The 19,001-nt window shown below is 42.9% G+C and carries 14 protein-coding genes and 1 pseudogene; 8 read left to right on the top strand and 7 right to left on the bottom strand.

The genetic code is table 11. From position 1 onward, the window contains the following. Positions 1-472: 472 nt before the first annotated feature. From V7K97_RS00255 to ssuD, 6 genes are all read right to left on the bottom strand, one after another. A complete protein-coding gene (locus tag V7K97_RS00255; protein WP_334798705.1) occupies positions 473-1,423 on the bottom strand; it encodes a D-2-hydroxyacid dehydrogenase in 951 nt (316 codons plus the stop codon). 529 nt (positions 1,424-1,952) lie between these two features. Beyond that, positions 1,953-2,900 carry a D-2-hydroxyacid dehydrogenase gene (locus V7K97_RS00250; protein ID WP_334798703.1) on the bottom strand — a complete coding sequence of 316 codons (948 nt, stop codon included), beginning with the start codon at positions 2,898-2,900 and terminating at the stop codon, positions 1,953-1,955. Positions 2,901-3,179: 279 nt separating this feature from the next. Next, a complete protein-coding gene (locus V7K97_RS00245; protein ID WP_334798708.1) occupies positions 3,180-3,494 on the bottom strand; it encodes a GNAT family N-acetyltransferase in 315 nt (104 codons plus the stop codon). Positions 3,495-4,187: 693 nt separating this feature from the next. Next, a complete protein-coding gene (locus tag V7K97_RS00240; protein WP_442936895.1) occupies positions 4,188-4,958 on the bottom strand; it encodes an ATP-binding cassette domain-containing protein in 771 nt (256 codons plus the stop codon). A 136-nt stretch (positions 4,959-5,094) separates the two neighbouring features. Then, the gene (ssuC, locus tag V7K97_RS00235) at positions 5,095-5,919 is read right to left on the bottom strand and encodes an aliphatic sulfonate ABC transporter permease SsuC (RefSeq protein WP_334798699.1); all 825 of its coding nucleotides are present in this window, start codon (positions 5,917-5,919) and stop codon (positions 5,095-5,097) included. An 88-nt stretch (positions 5,920-6,007) separates the two neighbouring features. Next, entirely contained in the window at positions 6,008-7,156 is a 1,149-nt protein-coding gene (ssuD, locus tag V7K97_RS00230; RefSeq protein ID WP_334798707.1) for an FMNH2-dependent alkanesulfonate monooxygenase, read from the bottom strand. 433 nt (positions 7,157-7,589) lie between these two features. Between ssuD and V7K97_RS00225 the strand changes: the two genes are divergently transcribed. From V7K97_RS00225 to V7K97_RS00215, 3 genes and pseudogenes are all read left to right on the top strand, one after another. Beyond that, a complete protein-coding gene (locus V7K97_RS00225) occupies positions 7,590-8,300 on the top strand; it encodes a TVP38/TMEM64 family protein (protein ID WP_334798697.1) in 711 nt (236 codons plus the stop codon). Between the two features lie 108 nt (positions 8,301-8,408). Continuing rightward, complete coding sequence (locus tag V7K97_RS00220; protein ID WP_334798695.1) at positions 8,409-9,395, top strand: glycosyltransferase family 2 protein; 987 nt, start codon at positions 8,409-8,411, stop codon at positions 9,393-9,395. Between the two features lie 345 nt (positions 9,396-9,740). Next, positions 9,741-9,884: pseudogene (locus tag V7K97_RS00215) on the top strand (carbohydrate porin); the annotation flags it as partial. Positions 9,885-10,219: 335 nt separating this feature from the next. Here V7K97_RS00215 and V7K97_RS00210 read toward each other — a convergent pair. Next, positions 10,220-11,917 carry an iron uptake porin gene (locus tag V7K97_RS00210; protein WP_334798693.1) on the bottom strand — a complete coding sequence of 566 codons (1,698 nt, stop codon included), beginning with the start codon at positions 11,915-11,917 and terminating at the stop codon, positions 10,220-10,222. Between the two features lie 622 nt (positions 11,918-12,539). Here V7K97_RS00210 and V7K97_RS00205 point away from each other — a divergent pair. The 5 genes from V7K97_RS00205 to V7K97_RS00185 all read left to right on the top strand — a co-directional run bounded on the left by V7K97_RS00205 (position 12,540) and on the right by V7K97_RS00185 (position 18,953). Further along, entirely contained in the window at positions 12,540-14,153 is a 1,614-nt protein-coding gene (locus tag V7K97_RS00205; RefSeq protein ID WP_334798691.1) for an FAD-binding protein, read from the top strand. Next, complete coding sequence (locus V7K97_RS00200) at positions 14,150-14,479, top strand: ferredoxin family protein (RefSeq protein WP_334798689.1); 330 nt, start codon at positions 14,150-14,152, stop codon at positions 14,477-14,479. The genes V7K97_RS00205 and V7K97_RS00200 overlap by 4 nt, the downstream gene beginning before the upstream one ends. Positions 14,480-14,498: 19 nt before the next feature. Further along, positions 14,499-15,551 (top strand): ABC transporter substrate-binding protein, encoded by a 1,053-nt coding sequence (locus tag V7K97_RS00195; RefSeq protein WP_334798687.1) that lies wholly within the window; start codon positions 14,499-14,501, stop codon positions 15,549-15,551. A 339-nt stretch (positions 15,552-15,890) separates the two neighbouring features. Beyond that, complete coding sequence (locus V7K97_RS00190) at positions 15,891-17,378, top strand: amidohydrolase family protein (RefSeq protein ID WP_334798685.1); 1,488 nt, start codon at positions 15,891-15,893, stop codon at positions 17,376-17,378. A 93-nt stretch (positions 17,379-17,471) separates the two neighbouring features. Further along, the gene (locus tag V7K97_RS00185) at positions 17,472-18,953 is read left to right on the top strand and encodes an amidohydrolase family protein (protein ID WP_334798683.1); all 1,482 of its coding nucleotides are present in this window, start codon (positions 17,472-17,474) and stop codon (positions 18,951-18,953) included. The last annotated feature ends 48 nt before the right edge of the window (positions 18,954-19,001 follow it).

The following is a 19,001-nucleotide window of genomic DNA, read 5'->3' as shown; positions in this document are numbered from 1 at the left end:
TATACCCAACGTGGCAACGACGAATGAGACGCGAAACGATGATGGTTGTTATCTTTGAAGCTCCGGCTTCAGCGAAGCAAGCCGGAGTACTTCACGCCACTGATTTCCACTTGGGGCAGTTTGACAGTGAGTGCTTTATAAGCTAATCGGCATTTAAGTTGCATAATCAAGGCGCTCATGTTGCCCAGCCCACAAATAGATTGATTTATCGTTTGGCTCAAGATATTGACAAGGGCGAGTATGAACTTCCGCCATAAGTAGAGGGGCGTGAATAATTCAAGGTTTGTAGTCAGGACTTTAGTCCTAATTTGAGGGCTGGAGCCGCTCTCTCCGAGACGCTTTGCGTAGCAAGATCCCCAAAGGGGTACACTACGAACTCATCTCCAGATTTTTTACATTACTTAATCTACTTTGATTTATTCTCACCTACTGACTTACCGTTAAAGGTAAGTCAGTGTTCAAAGTCAAGTAATTAGTATCCAGCTTGCTTGTCTACGACATTCCGCAAAGGCTGACCGGTTTGGTAGCGTTGAAGATTGTCGATAAACAGTTGTGCTATGCGCTCTCTCAAGCGTGGTGACAAGGCTGAACAATGGGGTGTGATAAAGGCGTTAGGTAGCGACCATAAGGGACTTTCCGGCGGCAGAGGTTCGGTTGCAACCGTGTCTAATCCAGCGCCAGCAATCCATCCTTCACGTAATGCGGTAAGCAATACGGCTTCATCTACGATCGCACCACGAGCAATATTAATTAGGTAAGCAGACTGACGCATAGAGCGCAATGCAGTTTCATCGATCAAGCCTTGAGTTTCTGGAGTTAATGGTGTCGCAATCACTACATAGTCTGCTGCTGGCAGGAGCGATCGCCACTCATCGGCACCCACAACTTTGTCAAAATTCGGTAGAGGTTCGGGATGGCGGCGACTACCCCAAACTGTGACTCCAAAAGCTTTAGCACGAGATGCGATCGCTTGACCGATATTTCCTGTACCGAGAATTAACAAAGTTGTATCTGCCAACTCTTCGAGAAACACTCCTCTTGCCCAAGTGTGTTCATTCTGCAATGTTTGCAATTTTCGCAGATTCTTGGCATGATAGAGCATGAATGCTAGTACAAATTCCGAAATTGGAATTGCGTGAACTCCTGCGCCATTAGTGAGGATAATATCCTTTTGCAAAAAATTTGGTGTGAGGATGTGATTCACGCCAGCACTCGGTGACTGTTGCCAACGCAGTGCGGGTGCTGCTGTCAGTACTTTGTCAAGGGTAGAAGTTTTCAGGTAAAATCCGTTGACATAAACTTCTGCATCACTGGCATCACCATCCAGATTACCTTCACTATCCACTTCCACAACATCTATATTAGATGGTAGGTGTGGCTCAATATCTGCAATGAGATGATCGGGTAAAATTAATTTCACCATTTGCTACTCCCTGATTTCATTTTGGATTTTGGATCGCACCTTTGGTGCGCTTTCAGCACAACTTGGATTTTGGATTATGCAACCCAAGCTTTATCCCTCTTTTGTCACTCTCCGGGAGGGCGATCGCTAGAAGCCTCATGAGGCAGTCAATACAAGCTATACTATTAGAAAAAAATAGGTCTTGTATTTGTTATTAGAAAATAATCGCGCGATTGCTTGCTATACAAAAGCTCTAGATTTTAGAAAAGGCAAATGTTTTCGGAGAGTGACAGAAGAGAGTTATAGCGTTTCTCAATCTAGTGAGGTACATCTTAAGCCCCCTCTCGAAGAGCGGGGAGGGGGTTGGGGGTGGGGTTCTTGTACCTCACTCAACCGAGAACCGCTTTAGTACCTCTTCATTTTTAATTGTTGGCGTTGCTGATTGCGGGATGAAAAATAAGTTTGCGTTATTTCAAAATCCTTGTAGAGAGGTTGCATTGCAACGTCTCTACATCCAAATTCATACCTCGGTTCAGCAACACCTAATTGTTTAATATCCTGCTTCTTTGTCTACTACATTTCGTAATGGTTTACCAGCTTGGTAGCGCTTCAGATTGTCGATAAATAGCGCTATTGAACGCTGTTTACTTTTTGGGGAATCGCTAGAAATATGAGGTGTGATAAAGATGTTAGGAAGTGACCATAAAGGACTTTCTGGTGGTAACGGTTCTGAGTTAACTGTGTCTAATGCTGCACCTGCAATCCAACCTTCTGTGAGCGCTTTGATTAATGCTGATTCATCGACTACACCACCGCGAGCAATATTAATTAGATAGGCATGATTTGGCAGCGATCGCAATACAGATTCATCAATAAATTCTTTGGTTTCTGGGGTTAGAGGTGTTGCAATAACTACATAATCAACCCCTGGTAGGAGCGATCGCCATTCATCAGCACCCACTACTTTATCAAAATTTGGTAGCTCTTGGGGATGACGGCGACTGCCAATTATTCTTAAGCCAAAGGGTTTAGCACGGGCAGCAATTTCTTGACCAATACCACCAGCGCCGATAATGAGCAAAGTTGCATCTGTTAACTCTTGGATGGTAAAGCCTCTTTTCCAGTGATGTTCTGCCTGTAAAGCATATAATTCTGGTAGATGTTTGGCATGAGCCAGGATATAAGTGATCACAAATTCGGCGATGGGAATTCCATGCACTCCCGCCCCATTTGTGAGGATAATATCTCTTTTCAAATAAGTTGGTGTCAGGATGTGATTCACCCCTGCATTCGGTGCATGATGCCAACGCAGTGCAGGTGCTGCTTCTATTATTTTATGCAGCGTCGGACTTCTGGATAAAAACCAACTGAAATAAACTTCAGCATCGCTAGCATCCCCGTCTAAATTTCCTTCAACATCTACCCTGACAACCTCTGTCTCAGGCGGTAGATAAGGCACAATGTCAGCAACGAGATCAAGCGGCAAAATTAGCTTCATTGTCGATTACCTCTTCTTTCTTTGCAGGGCTAAACTTTGTAAATTGTCTCTGTTTTATCAAAAAAATAAGTGCCATTTTACCTTGGCATAAATTATAATATTAAAGTAAGAGTAGCTAAATTTCTACTTAATCTTTAAACACATAAACTCTAGATCGAAATATTGATTATTAAATTTATACGCCATTTTCTCTATTCCATATATTTGAAAATCCAAAGATAAATAAAGTTGTTTTGCGAAGAAATTACTTTTAACAACATCAAGTAATAATATTTCTAACTAGTTAATAAATTTTGCTCTTTCAATTAATTCATTTAGTAATAATTTACCTATACCTTTCCCTTGATATTCTTGTTGAACATACATACTACTAATATATGCTTTGTGCCTGAGTTTTATTCTTGATTCTTGATGAAATGCAACTATTCCAATTAACTCTTTATTCTCAAAGCAGCCCAAAATAAAGTTATTGTTATCTACTGGTATTCTATCCCGAAATTGTTCTATCGTCTTAATTGCTTCTTCATGATACGTTGTGCCAAATGAATCTTGATTTTTAGATAAAGCTTCTAAGGGACTTCCAAATAAAAAAATGTCCTAAAAACTGACCCAAAAGCCTCTCTATTTCTCCTCTCTCTGTGTTCTCTGTGTCTCTGTGGTTCGTTTCTTTGGATAATTTATTTCTTGGAAGTCCCTAATCTGATCTGTCTATAATCTTCTGCATCATCCTTTGTTAGTTTTCTAATTATCATTAGATAAAATCTAAGTAATATCATGTCCGCTTGATTACTTATTAAACTCTAAGAACCCCACCCCGCCAAAGCTATGCTTTGTCTCCCCTCCCCGCAAGCGGGGAGGGGATTAAGGGGTGGGGTGCAATGACTGTGGGAATCATAACTAATTATTCGGACATGATATAATTGATATTTATTGTTTATTTTCAATAAAGCGATATAAATTAATAATTATTATGTTCTAATACGGTTCAGTTAAGGATTGTTGGTATTGATTTTAGGCATATATACACGTTGCAAGGCAACGTCTATACAAAGATTCGGAGCTTAACTGAAGCGTATTGTATTGTATTATGTTCTAGTTTATCTAGATCCTGAATATAGAAAAAATCACCAAGAGGCGCAGAGAGTATAGTTGAGAGGTTTTTTGAGTGTTCATAAATAATTTTCGATTGCTATAGCTGCTTTTTAAAAGGAAGTTTTAATCTCGAAGTAGCCTATTTTACCACAGCTACCTCAAGCATTATATTAATCAACTAACGAAAGCTAAATCTCAACTACTCAACTGCAATAATTGGTTATTTAGCTGAGTACTTTGATTGCTCATTACTCGCTGAAGAACTGCTTCTCTGATATTGATAAACACTTCACTACTTCTATCTCGCGGGCGTGAAAGTCTCACAGATAAATCCAGAGAAATCTGTCCTTCATCAATCACTATAACTCGGTCTGCCAACGCCACAGCCTCTTCGACATCGTGAGTAACCAAAAAGGCAGTAAATCTTCGCTCTTGCCATAAATTTTCAATTAATTGCTGCATCTCTAGGCGAGTTAGAGCATCTAATGCTCCCAGAGGTTCATCTAGCAACAATAAACGGGGCTGACTGACTAACGCTCTTGCTAATGATATTCGTTGCTTTTGTCCACCAGATAAAACGTAAGGCCACTCATCAGCCCGATCTTTGAGTCCGACTTTATCGAGTGCCCACAAAGCTTTTTCACGCCAATTACCTTCTAAGCCCAACCCCACGTTCTGAACAACGCGCTTCCACGGTAGCAAGCGGGGATCTTGAAACATTACTGTTACAGAGCGGCTGAGTCTACGCAGTGGTTCTCCATCCAGTAGGATTCCGCCGGAAGTTGCTTTATCTAATCCTGACACAAGACGCAATAAGGTACTTTTACCACAACCACTTCGTCCGACAATAGCGACAAACTCACCAGCTTCAACTTCTAAATTCAGCGAGTTTAAAACGGTTTTTTTACCAAAAACCTTCGTCAAATCCAAAATACTTAGTTGTGTACCTTGTATAGCATTAGAAATCACTTGGAAAACCTCCTGTTTTAGAACAATTGGGATTTAATTATTTAATGAGACCTTCAATAAAGCAAATCACACTCAAAATGAATAGAAGTCAAAAGGTAAAATCAGGACTTTTAAACCTTTGACTCTGATGATTTTAGCTTTGATAATTGGGATTCCAAGCCAAGAATTTTTTTTCTAATCCTTTGGCGATCGCATCTGCTAATTTACCCAGCAGCGCATAGATCACAATACTCAAAACCACAACATCAGTTTGCATAAACTCACGGGCATTCATTGCCATATAACCAAGCCCGGAATCGGCTGCGATCGTTTCTGCCACAATTAGTGTCAGCCACATAATCCCCAAGGAAAAACGGACACCAACCAGAATCGAAGACAAAGCTCCTGGAAAAATGATTTGCCACAGAAGTTGGGGTGTTTTCAATCCATAGACTTTTCCCATTTCAATTAGTCCAGGGTCAACACTGCGGATACCATGAAATGTATTGAGATATAACGGGAAAAATACTCCTATAGACACTAGAAATAATCTAGCTTGATCGCCAATACCAAACCAGAGAATCACTAGGGGAATTAATGCTAAATGAGGGATAGTGCGGAGCATTTGCAGGGAACTATCCAACAATTTTTCAGCTACACGGGAAAAACCATTGAGCAATCCCAAGCCGAATCCAATGCTGCCACCAACGATAAAACCAGATATCGCCCGCCCACTACTAATTGCTATATTTTGAAACAGTTCTCCAGTGGAGCCTAGTTTAATTGCTGTAGCGATTACGCCACTTGGTGCTGGTAAAATCCTGGTTGAAATTAGACCAGTTCTGGAAGCAAGTTCCCAAAGAACTAATACCGTAATCGGCACAATCCAGGGAATTATTTTCTGGAGTCGCGGGTTGTCTAACACCTCGCTCAGGGATATATTGTTGTTGCTTTTGGTGTGTTTAAGGGTAATAGTCACGTCGCTTCACTCCAAATTCAAAATTCAAAATTCACTCATTACAATCCCCATAAATAAACTTACGGGCTTGTACCCTTTTGTGTTTCGGTCATGAAGCACTTGTTAGTTGTTTAGCAAACTTTTCATTGACGACGATTTCGCTAACAGAACTCAAGACTGGTGGCGTTAAAGGTGTAGGTTGGCTCTGCAAAGGTAGGCGTGGAAATAATAATTCAGCAGTGCGATACGCTTCTTCTAAGTGAGGATATCCAGAGAAAACGAATGTTTCTATGCCCAGTTCTTGATATTCCAGCATCCTAGCAGCAACGGTGTCGGGATCTCCAACTAGGGCTGTACCAGCACCACCCCGTACCAATCCAATTCCTGTCCACAGGTTGGGGCTAATCTCTAAGGCTTCTCTACTACCACCATGTAGTTGACTCATGCGTTGCTGTCCTTCAGAATCAGAATTAGCTAAGTCTTTCTGAGCTTTGGCGATCGCATCCTCATTCACATACTTAATTAGCTCATTGGCTGCATCCCAAGCAGCAGACTCGGTTTCTCGCACAATGACATGCAACCGAATCCCAAAACGCACTGTTCTACCAAGTTCCGCCGCCAACTGCCGAACTTGGGCAATCTTTTGAGCAACTTGCTGTGGTGGTTCTCCCCAAGTCAGGTAAACATCAATGTGTTTAGCAGCAACCCGCTTGGCAGCAGCAGATGAGCCACCAAACCATAAAGGTGGATAGGGTTTTTGAACTGGCGGAAATAAAAGCTTACCGCCTTTGATATCCAGGTAGTTTCCTTTAAAATCCACTGTTTCCCCACTGACGATACCCCGCCAAACTGTGAGAAATTCATCGGTTAAATCATAGCGATCGTCATGACTAAGATGCAAGCCATCTCCAGCTAGTTGCACCGGATCGCCACCTGTCACCACATTTATCAACAATCTTCCTTTAGAAATCCGGTCAAATGTTGCGGCCATCCGTGCAGCAGCACCTGGGGAAGTAATTCCTGGACGAATTGCCACGAGAAACTTCATTTGCTTGGTGACAGATATGAAAGCGGCGGCGGTAATCCAAGCATCTTCACAAGAAATCCCTGTGGGTAACAATGCGCCCGTGTAGCCTAAACTATCCACAGCTTGGGCAATTTGCTGCAAATAATCAGGTGTGACAACACGAGAGCCAATATCTGTACCTAAATAGCGTCCGTCATGAGATCCAGTAGGAATAAACCAGAGAATTTGCATTTTTGTCAAGGCTATGAGGACTTAATCTACTATAAATCGACACAATTACCGTAGATAGTAATCAGTATTTTACAGCAAATTTTTTAAAACGCCAGTTATGGATTAACGATTCATTAAGAATAACTGCCCAAAAAATTGACTCTTTCGTGGATAATCGTGGTAATCATGACATTTTTGCCGTCACAATGGCTGTCGTGAAGAATACAAGTTTTATGTTAATTACCCACACATTTGCTGACGTAGTAAGTGTGAGCTTCCGGTTTCATCAAAAAAAGCCTTTCTAGCTTGCGGTTTCTTGGTCTGTGCTTGGATAGAGGTTATGATCGCTGATGGCTAAGACTATGTTTTCATAAGTAAACTTTTAAATAATTAATTAAAGGGGAAATTTGAGAAAGATGAGTTTTGTTACAAAAAAAGTAGGAGTAGAGTTCTAGTGTGGAACTTGAAAGCTGGTATTTTAATACTCACACTGGGTTGCATAATTGCAACTGGTATAGCAGTATATCTTCTTGGCGGCATTGAACCAGCACAAATTCAAGCTTTGCTGAAATCCTTTGGGATCTGGGCACCGATTATTTATATTACTTTGTACGTTGTGGCAACTATGTTAGTTTTGCCGTCAACGGTGCTGAATTTGACTGGAGGTGCAATTTTTGGCCCTTGGCTAGGTACTGTCTGGACTAGTGTTGCAGCAGTGATTGCGGCAATCATTGCCTTTGTTTTTACTCGGAGTATTGGACGCCAAACAGTTACAAAACGACTAGCAGGACGCTGGCAAGCTATGGATGTTGAGGTACGTCGTGGTGGGCTTTTTTATATGTTTGCCATTAGACTAGTACCGATTATGCCTTATGGCTTGGTCAACTTTGTGGCTGGACTGACTTCGATCAGCTTTAAAGATTATGTTCTAGGTACAACACTTGGTACTGTTCCTAGTGTCTTACCTTTTGTACTACTAGGTAGTTCTGGTTTAAAAGCAGTTAAGACAGGTGATTTGTTGCCGCTAGTACTCGCATTAGGTTTAACTGGAATGCTGATAGGGGGGTCTACTTGGTATCGGCATCGTCTGACTTTTCTGAAAAAAGCTGTAGAAAGCCTTAAAAAATCAGACTCTTCAGATGACATTAACCCGAAGAATAAATAAAGTTATCGCAATCTGACTTGAGTGTTGCTACATATACTGAGAACCAAATCTTTATGATTACAACCAGTCTGTTAGCTTGGCTGTTCAAAAATTAAACAGGACTCATAGATGATACCAAAGTATTCATTCATTGTTCCAATTTATAACGAAGAAGAAATTATTCCTGAACTATACCGCAGACTCAATATAGTTATGAATCGGATGGATGGTCTTGTTGAATTAATTTTAATCAATGATGGTAGCCGCGATCGCTCCTTACAACTACTACGAGACCTCCATCAAAAAGATCCGCGCATTTGCTATCTGAGTTTTGCTCGTAACTTTGGACACCAAATTGCAGTTACTGCTGGTCTCAATTTTGTCCGGGGTCAAGTTATCATCATCCTTGATGCTGACTTACAAGATCCTCCAGAACTAATCCCTGATATGGTTGAGAAATGGCGACAGGGCTATCAGGTCGTCTACGCTCAACGCACTCAACGCCTTAAGGAAGGATGGTTTAAGCGTTTTACTGCTTACTTCTTTTATCGCCTCCTCAAGAAGCTTGCAGATGTGGAGATTCCTACTGATACTGGTGATTTTTGTTTAATGGATCGGCAGATCGTAGATATTCTCAATTCTATGCCAGAACGCGCCCGCTATATTCGTGGTTTGCGTTCTTGGGTTGGCTTTCAGCAAACATCAATTCGGTTCGAGCGCGATCCGCGCTTTGCTGGGGAAGTTAAATACACTTTCAGCAAATCCTTGGCACTTGCCATCAATGGTCTAGTGTCCTTTTCAATTGTGCCACTGCGATTATCAACTTACTTAGGCTTAGTAGCGGCGGTGGCGGCCATCCTCATGGCTTTATTAGTCTTGTATTGGCGGCTTTTTGTCCCCCATTCGCCTTTAACGGGGTTTACGATTATTTTGATGGCAATTTTCTTTCTCGGATCTGTGCAGTTAGTCAGTGTTGGTATCTTAGGCGAATATATAGGGCGCATTTACGAAGAAGTTAAAGCCAGGCCACTTTATACTTTGGCTGAGGTAGGTGGTTTCTATTACAAATCCTCCAACTCAACGAATAATTCTGACAAGCTAGATAATTTAGCTTGAACAAAAATTTATCCCACACTTCTCTACGGGTCTAATGTGGGATGAATTTTTCATAATTGCAACTTATTAAAACGATGTTCTGACTTCGGCAATCTTTTGTTCTACTTGCCGTGGAAATTGTCTAAAATCTGACTATCTGCGGCGATTACCTAGGGTACGCTACGCGATCGCAGTTGGTTTAGTTGACTTAGCGAATAATTTTGACATATTTTCCACTCATATAAAAGTACTGGGTCTTGCATTGTACCAAGCTCTATGCAAAGATGATTCTACATAAAATCCGGTAAGTCTATCGGTTTACCAGATTTAGCTAAAAATTGAGGACAAGCAGACAAAGACTTTTCCCTACACGTTGAGGCATTCTACCAATATAAAATCGGAGATCATATTGAGGTTACGCCAGGTTTGATCTGGATTACTGCACCGGATTCTAATTCCAGCAATCCTGATAGTTTATTTGCTTGGGTTCGTACTGTATTTAGGTTTTAACCGAATGGCACTAAGAAAAGCCCAAAGACTTATGTAGCCTCGTTCCCAGCCTCCAGGCTGGGAATGTATTCCGAGAGGCTCTGCCTCTCATCAAGAAAGAGCTTTTCTTAGTGCCATTCCGGTCAGAAACGGTAAGCTCTATTGCCTGTGGAGTAGGCAAACCTCTCAAGAGTCATCTTGAGACTACGACGAAGCAGGAAGTTAACACTAAAACTATCAACGTACAGTTAAGTCTAGATAATGGTAGTTTTGGGTAAGTTTAACAGAGCGGATGTATTCTATTTCCCATTCTTAGCCAGGAATTTTGGCAAGCCAAAATTCCTAGTTTTTTCAGGTTAAAACTTGAAGGTAGTGCGGAGCCAAACAACTACAGTATCGGGATTGTCAGCATTAAAGTCAGGTGCAGTAATCCAGATTACACCAGGCGTGATTGCAATATTATCATTGACTTGATATTGATAAAAGCCCTCAATGTGTAAGGAAGTATCTTTGTCTGCTACACCATTGCCTGCTCCTAAATTCACATTCGGACTGAGACTAGTCAACTTTGGCTCCATCCCCACAAAAATACCTCCCAAACTACCTTTTTGGAATAAATCGGGAAATGCTAGTCCGGCACCCCAGTCCCAGACTTCTGCATCACCCTGCCCCAAGTAACGGTGCGCGGAATAACCGACCCATCCATTTAATGCTACAGATGGAGTAATCCGATAAAACGCTTCTGCACCATATAGATTCGCTAAAGTTCCGGCTCCAGCCACGGTGCTGTTTGCTAAGTTACTGCCGATAACTGGGCCAAAGTTGGTGCCACTCAGACCTGTAGTGTTTGGTGGACTATAAGTATTGGCGTAAGTCAAAGCCAGTCGTAAATTACTGTTGCGGCTGCTGTATAGTAATTGTCCTAGAGCTACATACCTGCCATCAAATAAGCCATTATTATCTGTCGGATTGTTACCGTTAATCGAGGTGTACTCCAACCCTAATTCCAGCTGTTTACCAAAGTTATGGAGGATGGCGACTCCGGCTCCGGTATCTCCATAGTCATAGACCATATTTCGCCGCGAATATCGTGAGATCCCATTAGCTGCTGACCCTTCAAAATACGGGTTGATGGTTCCACTCAAGCCTAGTTCAAAGGCTCCATCAGACTGAGCAAAAACGTTAATTGCAGTATTACCACCAAGTAAATAACGATAGCGGACACCACTGACATAAAGTTGATTGTTGGGGAAAAGTGGACTGGCGTTATCAGAAGTTTTGCCATCACTGGTTCCAAGTAATCCACTTCTTGTTCCTCCTAAAGAGGTGATATTTCCTGCCCCCAAGGTTACTCGCAGTTGATCTGTACCGTTGAAACTGGTGTTTAACTTTAAAGTAACCGCGTCCTGAAATGTGAAGTTGTGAGCTGCGGGTTGCTTGGTGACGACGTTATTGCCCGCCACAACTCCTCCAATCACAGTCTCAACTTGACCAACGAGTTTGGTTGTGGTGGAAAACTGCTGTGCTTGAACAGCAGCTGTTCGTGTTTCCAACGAATCCACCCTCCCCCGCAGTTGGGCTAGTTCTGGCGCAAATTGATTTTGGAGTTTTTGTAATGTTTCTAAATCTTCTTTTCTGAGTAGATCGCTAGTTCCTGCACTCACGAGTTCATTGATTCGAGCTAGAGCTGCATTTAATCCAGCCGCAAACTCGTAACGAGTCATTGCCCGATTTCCCTGAAAGGTTTGGTTGGGGTAGCCTGCAATCACACCATACCGTTCCACTAATGATTGCAAGGCTTGAAATGCCCAATCGGTAGGTTTGATATCTGATAACTGCGAAACAGAAGTTACCTGCTCCATTGCTGGATTGCTGACTGAGCGATCGCTAGTCTTAAGAGTAGGTAATCTTTTCGGTACTGGTGAGAGTAATTGTGAAACAGGTGTAACTTGCTCGACTACAGAATTGTTGCGATCGGCATATAATACAGGCAAGTGGCCAGAGCCAGGAACAGTGGTGTTATTTCGGGAAAAATTGATATGGCTAGGTATCACAATTTGCACTTAAACAAGTAGAAATACTATTAGTTTTTATAAAGTACTGTAAAAACATCAATTTACAGTACTTTAAGCAAAATTATCTTTGCATAGAGGTTTGTAAAATGCAAGTATCGTGACTCTGCTAGATTTTGCTGCCAAAAATCAGGTTTCCGATCAGCGTCTATAGAGAGCGATCGCAGCAGGTACATCTACATTTCATAAAACTGTGGAAAAAGCAAGTACTTTTGAAAGATATTCCAGTTAATTTGACATAAATTTACGTTTGAATTTGTTTGTTAAAGTGCTTGCTTTTTGTCGGAAACTGTGAAAAGCTTTGTTATATCAAACTACGGTTATTTGATCAAGATAAAGTAGTTTTTCAGGAGCTAATCTACTGGCAAGCTTCGTTAAGGAGCCGTAAGTTAAGGCTACTAGTACAAGAAGGCAAAAGTAAAAAGAAAGAATGCTTATTTTGTAGGCTTTCTGGCTATTTAAAATGGTTGCTTTATTTCCGCCGTGTCGTACTAGTAAGTTGGCAAGCAGATTTATTGTAGTGTGCAGCATCGATGGGGTAAAGACTTTAGGACTTACGCAAAACTACACGCTACCTGAAAATATCGATGGGGGAAAATTGTAGATGCTGAAGACGTTAACAACTGATTTTGAACTCGACTTAGAAGCAGATGTGCTGGTGATTGGGGGCGGTCCTGCTGGAACTTGGGCGGCTTGGAGTGCTGCATCAAGTGGAGCTAGAGTTGTCCTCGTAGACAAAGGATATTGTGGTACGACTGGATGCGCTGCTGCATCGGGCAATGGTGTGTGGTATGTGCCACCTGACCCAGAAGCACGGGAAACAGCAAAGGCGAGTCGGGAATCATTGAGTGGGTTTTTATCCGATCGCAGCTGGATGGATCGGGTACTAAATCAGACTTATGTAAACGTCAATCAGTTAGCAGAGTGGGGTTATCCCTTCCCTACCGACGATGAAGGTAAACCCTATCGGCGATCGCTCCAAGGCCCGGAATATATGCGGCTGATGCGGCGGCAAATTCAACGGGCAGGAGTGAAGATTTTAGACAACAGCCCCGCCTTAGAACTACTGGTTGATGACGATGGTGCTGTTGCTGGTGCAACCGGTGTGAACCGTCAGACGGGTAGTAAATGGATAGTGCGATCGCAATCCACAATTATCGCAACTGGTGGCTGTGCGTTTCTCAGCAAAGCGTTAGGATGCAACGTCCTGACAGGGGATGGTTATCTAATGGCGGCAGAAGCAGGTGCCGAGATGTCGGGTATGGAATTTTCCAATGCTTACGGCATCTCTCCCGCCTTTTCTTCAGTCACCAAAACCCTGTTTTATAATTGGGCAACCTTCACCTACGAAGATGGTAGTGTGATTCCGGGGGCAAGTTCTCATAGACGGTCAGTAATTGCTGAAACATTGCTGCAACAACCAGTTTACGCCATCATCGACAAAGCGGCAGAATCGATGCGGGCATCTATGCGTTTAGCACAGCCCAACTTCTTTTTACCCTTTGACCGTGCAGGCATTGATCCATTTACCCAACGTTTCCCGGTGACTCTGCGTTTAGAAGGAACTGTGCGTGGTACAGGAGGAATTCGGATTGTAGATGAGAGTTGTGCTAGTTCTGTACGGGGACTCTATGCGGCTGGAGATGCCGCTACACGGGAACTGATTTGTGGTGGATTTACTGGCGGTGGTAGTCATAATGCAGCTTGGGCAATATCTTCTGGCTATTGGTCGGGGAAATCGGCTGCTGAATATAGCCGCAGCTTGGGAGAACAGAGACGACAAGTTAAGGGAGTTGGAGAGGTAGGATTACAGAGTGGGAGCGATCGCGACTTAGCAACTGATGAAGTGATTCAGGCAGTCCAAGCGGAAGTATTTCCCTACGAAAAGAACTATTTCCGTACAGAACAAGGCTTAACTGAGTCTTTGGGTCGGCTAAATCATCTCTGGCAAGAACTCCGCAGTAGCCAGGTAACATCAGAAAAAGAGCTTCCTAGGGCGCGAGAAGCGGCGGCGATGGTAGCCACAGCACGATGGATGTACAGCAGTGCCATTGAACGTAAAGAAACTCGTGGTATGCACAGACATCTAGATTATCCTGAACTTGATGATAACCAGCAACATTACCTAATTAGTGGCGGATTAGATCAAGTCTGGGTGAAGAGTCAGCCTTTACATAGTACAGAAAAGTCACAATCTAAAATAGGGGTGGCAGTGTGATTGAGTTGGTCAGCGAGTCGCGGTGCATAGAGTGTAATATTTGCGTGAATATTTGTCCAACCAACGTGTTTGACAAAGTAGCTGATGCGCCGCCAACCATTGCCAGACAGAGTGACTGTCAAACCTGTTATATGTGCGAATTATATTGTCCAGTTGATGCCCTTTATGTTGCACCAGAAAGCGATATAAAGACTTTAGTCAACGAGGCAGAATTAATAGAAGTTGGGCTACTGGGTAGTTACCGGGAAAACATTGGTTGGGGACATAAACGTACTTCAAAAGCCAAAACGGATCAAACATTTCAAATTCTCAAGCAGATGAAATAGTACGGCGGAGAAAAAAGTCATGCTGTCGTTCAAAGTAGGAACAGGTTCTATCAGTAAAAACAAATTTACTTTCAGATTATCAACCTCAGTGGCTTGTGTCCTACTGCTATTAACTACATCCTGTAGTCAAGGCGAAACTAAATCTGCTCAATCCATTGAGGCTGTTAATGTCAATAACACTGTAGCTTTATCTAACAAGATTTCTACCCTACGTATAGGTTATGTAGGTAATTCAGAACCTACAGGGCCACTTGGTTGGGCAAAGAAAAAGGGAATTTTAGATCGTGAGTTGCAAAAAGCGGGATTTAAAAACATTACTTTTGCACGATTTCCTAACGGGCCGGATCTAAATGAGGCACTTGTCGCAGGGAAATTAGATGTTGGCTCTTTAGGCGATACACCAGCCATCGTTTTGAGAGCTAGGGGTCAGGAAACCCGACTGTTGCGGATTACTCAATTTAATACAACCGCCTGGTTAGTGGCAAAAAAGAATGGTGCGCGATCGCTTGCGGAACTTAAAGGTCAGAAAATAGCTACCCAAAAAGGTTCTTATATGCATCGATATCTGCTGGGTCTGTTAGCTGAAGCTAAAATTGCCAAGGATGTAAAAGTTGTTCACTTAATGACTACTGAGGCCAAAGCGGCTTTAGAACGTGGTGATGTAGCAGCTTATGCAACTTCAAGCGAACTGGGGCCTTTTCTAAAATCACAAGGGTTTCCAGTGATTGATTCTTCGGCAAATCATAAAGGTTTGTCAGGGACATCATTAGTTGTCGCAACCGAAAGCTTTCTGGCGAAACAGCCTGATTTTCCCCAGAGATTTAATGCAATTCTCACAGAAGCAGCCAAGGATTTAAAAGCCAATTCTGAAGAATATTATCAGTACCACGCGCAAATTACTAAATATCCCCTCAATATCATCAAAATATCGTTACCACTCAAACAAATATCAGAAGAACCATTACCAACCGAGGGCGTGAAACTTTTAGAGGGGACAAAGAAATTTTTAGTCTCCCAGGGTTTGGCAAAGTCGGACTTTAAATTAACTGATTGGGCTGTTAAAGAAAAATAGGGAGTGGGGAAGGTGGGGCCCCCTCTGGGGATAAGGGGTAATGGGGGAGTAGGGGGAGCAGAGGAGGCAGGAATCAGTAACTTTTCTAAACAAGAAAAACAGATTTTTGTAATTAAGTCTTTCAAAGGCTCAAGTTCCAGGCTCAAAGGCTCAAGTTCCAGGTTCAAAGGCTCAATTTCCAGGTTCCAAGGCTCAAAGGCTCAACTTCCAGGTTCAAAGGCTTCCTAGTTCCCTCCTAACCAATAATTCCTTGATGGTACAGAGCAAGTATCTGTGGAATCAATCGAAAATCGAAAATCGAAAATTGTTTAATCCATTTGAAAATTCAGGTAAAATGCTATGACTATTGCACTAGATCGTCCACAAAAAACCAAGTCTGCTCAAATTCGGGAAAAACTGGGTTATCCGATCATTGATACTGATGTACATACCCAAGAGTTTCCCCCAGCATTCTTGGACTATTTAGAGCAAGTTGCTGGAACTGCTATCGCAGAGCGTTTTCAAGAACACTTACCCGGTGCATCTCGCTCTAAATGGTTCAAGCAATCTTGGGAAGAACGCCGTGCTAACCGCACCGCCCGCCCTCCCTTCTGGACTCGTCCCACCAATGATCCCCTAAATTTAGCTACGGTTAGTTTGCCGAAGTTGTTGCACGAACGCTTACAAGAAGCTGGTACAGACTTTGCCGTTGTGTACCCCAACTTGGCAACGATGGCACCACACATCGGTCATGAAGAAATGCGACGGGCTGTTTGCCGTGCGGCTAACACCTATCACGCTGATATTTTCCGCCCTTATAGCGATCGCTTAACACCCATTGCTGCCATTCCCATGAATACGCCCGAAGAGGCGATCGAAGAGTTAGAATATGCAGTGAAAGTGCTGGGACTCAAAGCCATTCAAATCCCCGGACACATCCGCCGCCCGATTCCCGCCTTTGAGAAATATGGCGAAGAAGTAGCCAACGAAGCCATCTGGATAGATACCTTTGGCTTGGATAGTAAATATGATTACGATCCCTTCTGGGCGAAGTGCGTAGAACTGAAAGTTGTACCGACTACCCACTCTTCCGGTATGGGCTGGATTAATCGCCGTTCCATTAGCAATTACCAATACAACCATATTGGTCACTTTGCATCGGCTGCGGAAGCACTGTGTAAATCTTTATTCTTTGGTGGTGTAACTCACCGCTTCCCGACACTCAAGTTTGCCTTTTTAGAAGGAGGTGCAGCTTGGGGTGCTAGTTTGTACACCGATTTAATTTGGCACTGGGATACTCGCAATAAAGACCATTTGGTAGAAAATAACAATCCTGCCAATATCGATCGCGAAGAATTGCTAGAACTCTATACCCGTTATGGTGGTGAACTAGTACATGGTCGTTTGGATCAACTAGGTAGCGGTTTAGGTTTCCACGCTGAGTTATTATCTCCCCTAGAACCAGGTGATTTAGATGAATTCGCCGTCGCAGGAGTTACCAAACCAGAAGATATCCGCGATCGCTTTTTGAATCACTTCTACTTCGGGACAGAATCAGATGATACCCGTGTAGCTCAAGCCTTTAACCGTAAAGCTAATCCTTATGGGGAGCGTGTGAAAGCCTTCTTAGGTTCCGATTCTGGTCACTGGGATGTACCTGATATTACTGCGATCGCAGCCAATACCTATTCAATGGTAGAACGCAAGATTATTACCGAAGAAGATTTGCAATATTTCTTGTCAATTCATCCCTTGGAGTTGTATACCAGCCTGAATCGTGACTTCTTCAAAGGTACGGCTGTTGAGAAAACCGCAGATGAATTTTTGGCTGCGAAAGAGACGCGATAAATCGCCGTCTTTACAAGAATCAATCCTTTGTAGAGACGGCGATTTATCGCGTCTTTGCCAATGCCCATAAACATTTGACGAGAGTAAACTATCATGACGATCGCTTTAGACCGCCCACAAAAAACCAGGTCTGCTCAAATTCGGGAAAAACTTGGTTATCCAATCATTGACACCGATGTACATACCCAAGAATTTGAACCAGCAGTCTTGGATTATTTAGAGCAAGTTGGTGGAACTGCACTTGTAGAACGTTTCAAAGAGAATTTACCAGGATCTTCCCGTTTTAAGTGGTATAAGCAAAGTTGGGAAGAACGTTTTGCTTATCGCACCAATCGCCCTAACTGGTGGGGTCGTCCCACAAAAAATACTTTGAATTTGGCTACCATTAGCTTACCCAAGTTGCTGCATGAGCGCTTGCAAGAAGCAGGTACAGACTTTGCCGTGGTGTACCCCAACTTGGCAACGATGGCGCCGAATATCGGTAACGAAGAAATGCGGCGGGCTGTTTGTCGGGCAGTTAACACCTACCATGCTGATATTTTCCGCCCTTATAGCGATCGCTTAACACCCATCGCCGCCATTCCCCTACACACTCCCGAAGAAGGGATTGAAGAGTTGGAATATGCAGTGAATGTTCTCGGACTCAAAGCAATTCAAATCCCTGGTTACGTTCGTCGTCCAATTCCTGCCTTTGAGAAGTATGGCAAAGAAGTCGCTAACGAAGTCGTTTGGATTGATAACTTTGGCTTAGATAGCCAGTATGATTACGATCCATTCTGGGCTAAGTGCGTAGAATTGAAAGTTGTACCGACAACTCACGCTTCTAGCCAAGGTTGGACAACTCAGCGATCTGTCACCAATGCCCAGTACAATCACATTAATCACTTTGCCTTTGCAGCCGAAGCATTATGCAAATCGCTGTTCTTTGGTGGAGTTACTCGCCGCTTCCCGCAATTAAAATTTGCCTTTTTAGAAGGTGGTTCAGCTTGGGGTGCTAGTCTATACGCTGATATTATCTGGCATTGGGAAACCCGCAACAAACAACATTTGTTGTCCAATAATAATCCTGCTATTATCGATAAGGAAGCACTCGTAGAGTTGTATACTCGTTACGGTGGCGAACTTGTAGATGGACGCTTAGATAAAATTGGTGACGGTTTAGGATTCCATCATCAACTATTGGCTCCAGAAAATCCAGGCGAACTCGACGAATTTGAACTAGCAGGAATTGAGAAACCAGAAGATGTGCGCGATCGCTTCTTGAATCATTTCTACTTCGGTACAGAATCAGATGATACCCGTGTATCTCAAGCTTTTAATCGTGCAGCTAATCCCTTTGGCGATCGAGTTAAAGCCTTCTTAGGTTCAGATTCCGGTCACTGGGATGTGCCTGATATCACCGCCGTTACTGCCAACGCCTACTCAATGGCAGAACACGAAATTATTACCGAAGAAGACCTCCGGTACTTCCTCTCAATCCATCCCTTGGAGTTGTACACCAGTCTCAATCAAGACTTCTTCAAGGGTACAGGTGTCGAGAAAGCCGCAAACGAATATTTAGCGGCTAAGAAATAACTGTCATTAGTCATTAGTCATTTGCAAAGGACAAAGGACTAATGACAA

Origin of the sequence: Nostoc sp. (assembly GCF_036917815.1) — a bacterium.
GTDB lineage: Bacteria > Cyanobacteriota > Cyanobacteriia > Cyanobacteriales > Nostocaceae > Nostoc.
Note: the sequence above shows the minus strand (reverse complement) of the source record. Positions and strands in the feature narration are given on the sequence as shown.

Bases quoted from the DNA above. Each gene is read 5' to 3' on its own strand.
- V7K97_RS00255 (WP_334798705.1), bottom strand. From the start codon at position 1,423: ATGGTGAAATTAATTTTACCCGATCATCTCATTGCAGATATTGAGCCA.
- V7K97_RS00195 (WP_334798687.1), top strand. From the start codon at position 14,499: ATGCTGTCGTTCAAAGTAGGAACAGGTTCTATCAGTAAAAACAAATTT.
- V7K97_RS00205 (WP_334798691.1), top strand. From the start codon at position 12,540: ATGCTGAAGACGTTAACAACTGATTTTGAACTCGACTTAGAAGCAGAT.
- ssuD (WP_334798707.1), bottom strand. From the start codon at position 7,156: ATGCAAATTCTCTGGTTTATTCCTACTGGATCTCATGACGGACGCTAT.
- V7K97_RS00190 (WP_334798685.1), top strand. From the start codon at position 15,891: ATGACTATTGCACTAGATCGTCCACAAAAAACCAAGTCTGCTCAAATT.
- V7K97_RS00185 (WP_334798683.1), top strand. From the start codon at position 17,472: ATGACGATCGCTTTAGACCGCCCACAAAAAACCAGGTCTGCTCAAATT.
- V7K97_RS00250 (WP_334798703.1), bottom strand. From the start codon at position 2,900: ATGAAGCTAATTTTGCCGCTTGATCTCGTTGCTGACATTGTGCCTTAT.
- V7K97_RS00220 (WP_334798695.1), top strand. From the start codon at position 8,409: ATGATACCAAAGTATTCATTCATTGTTCCAATTTATAACGAAGAAGAA.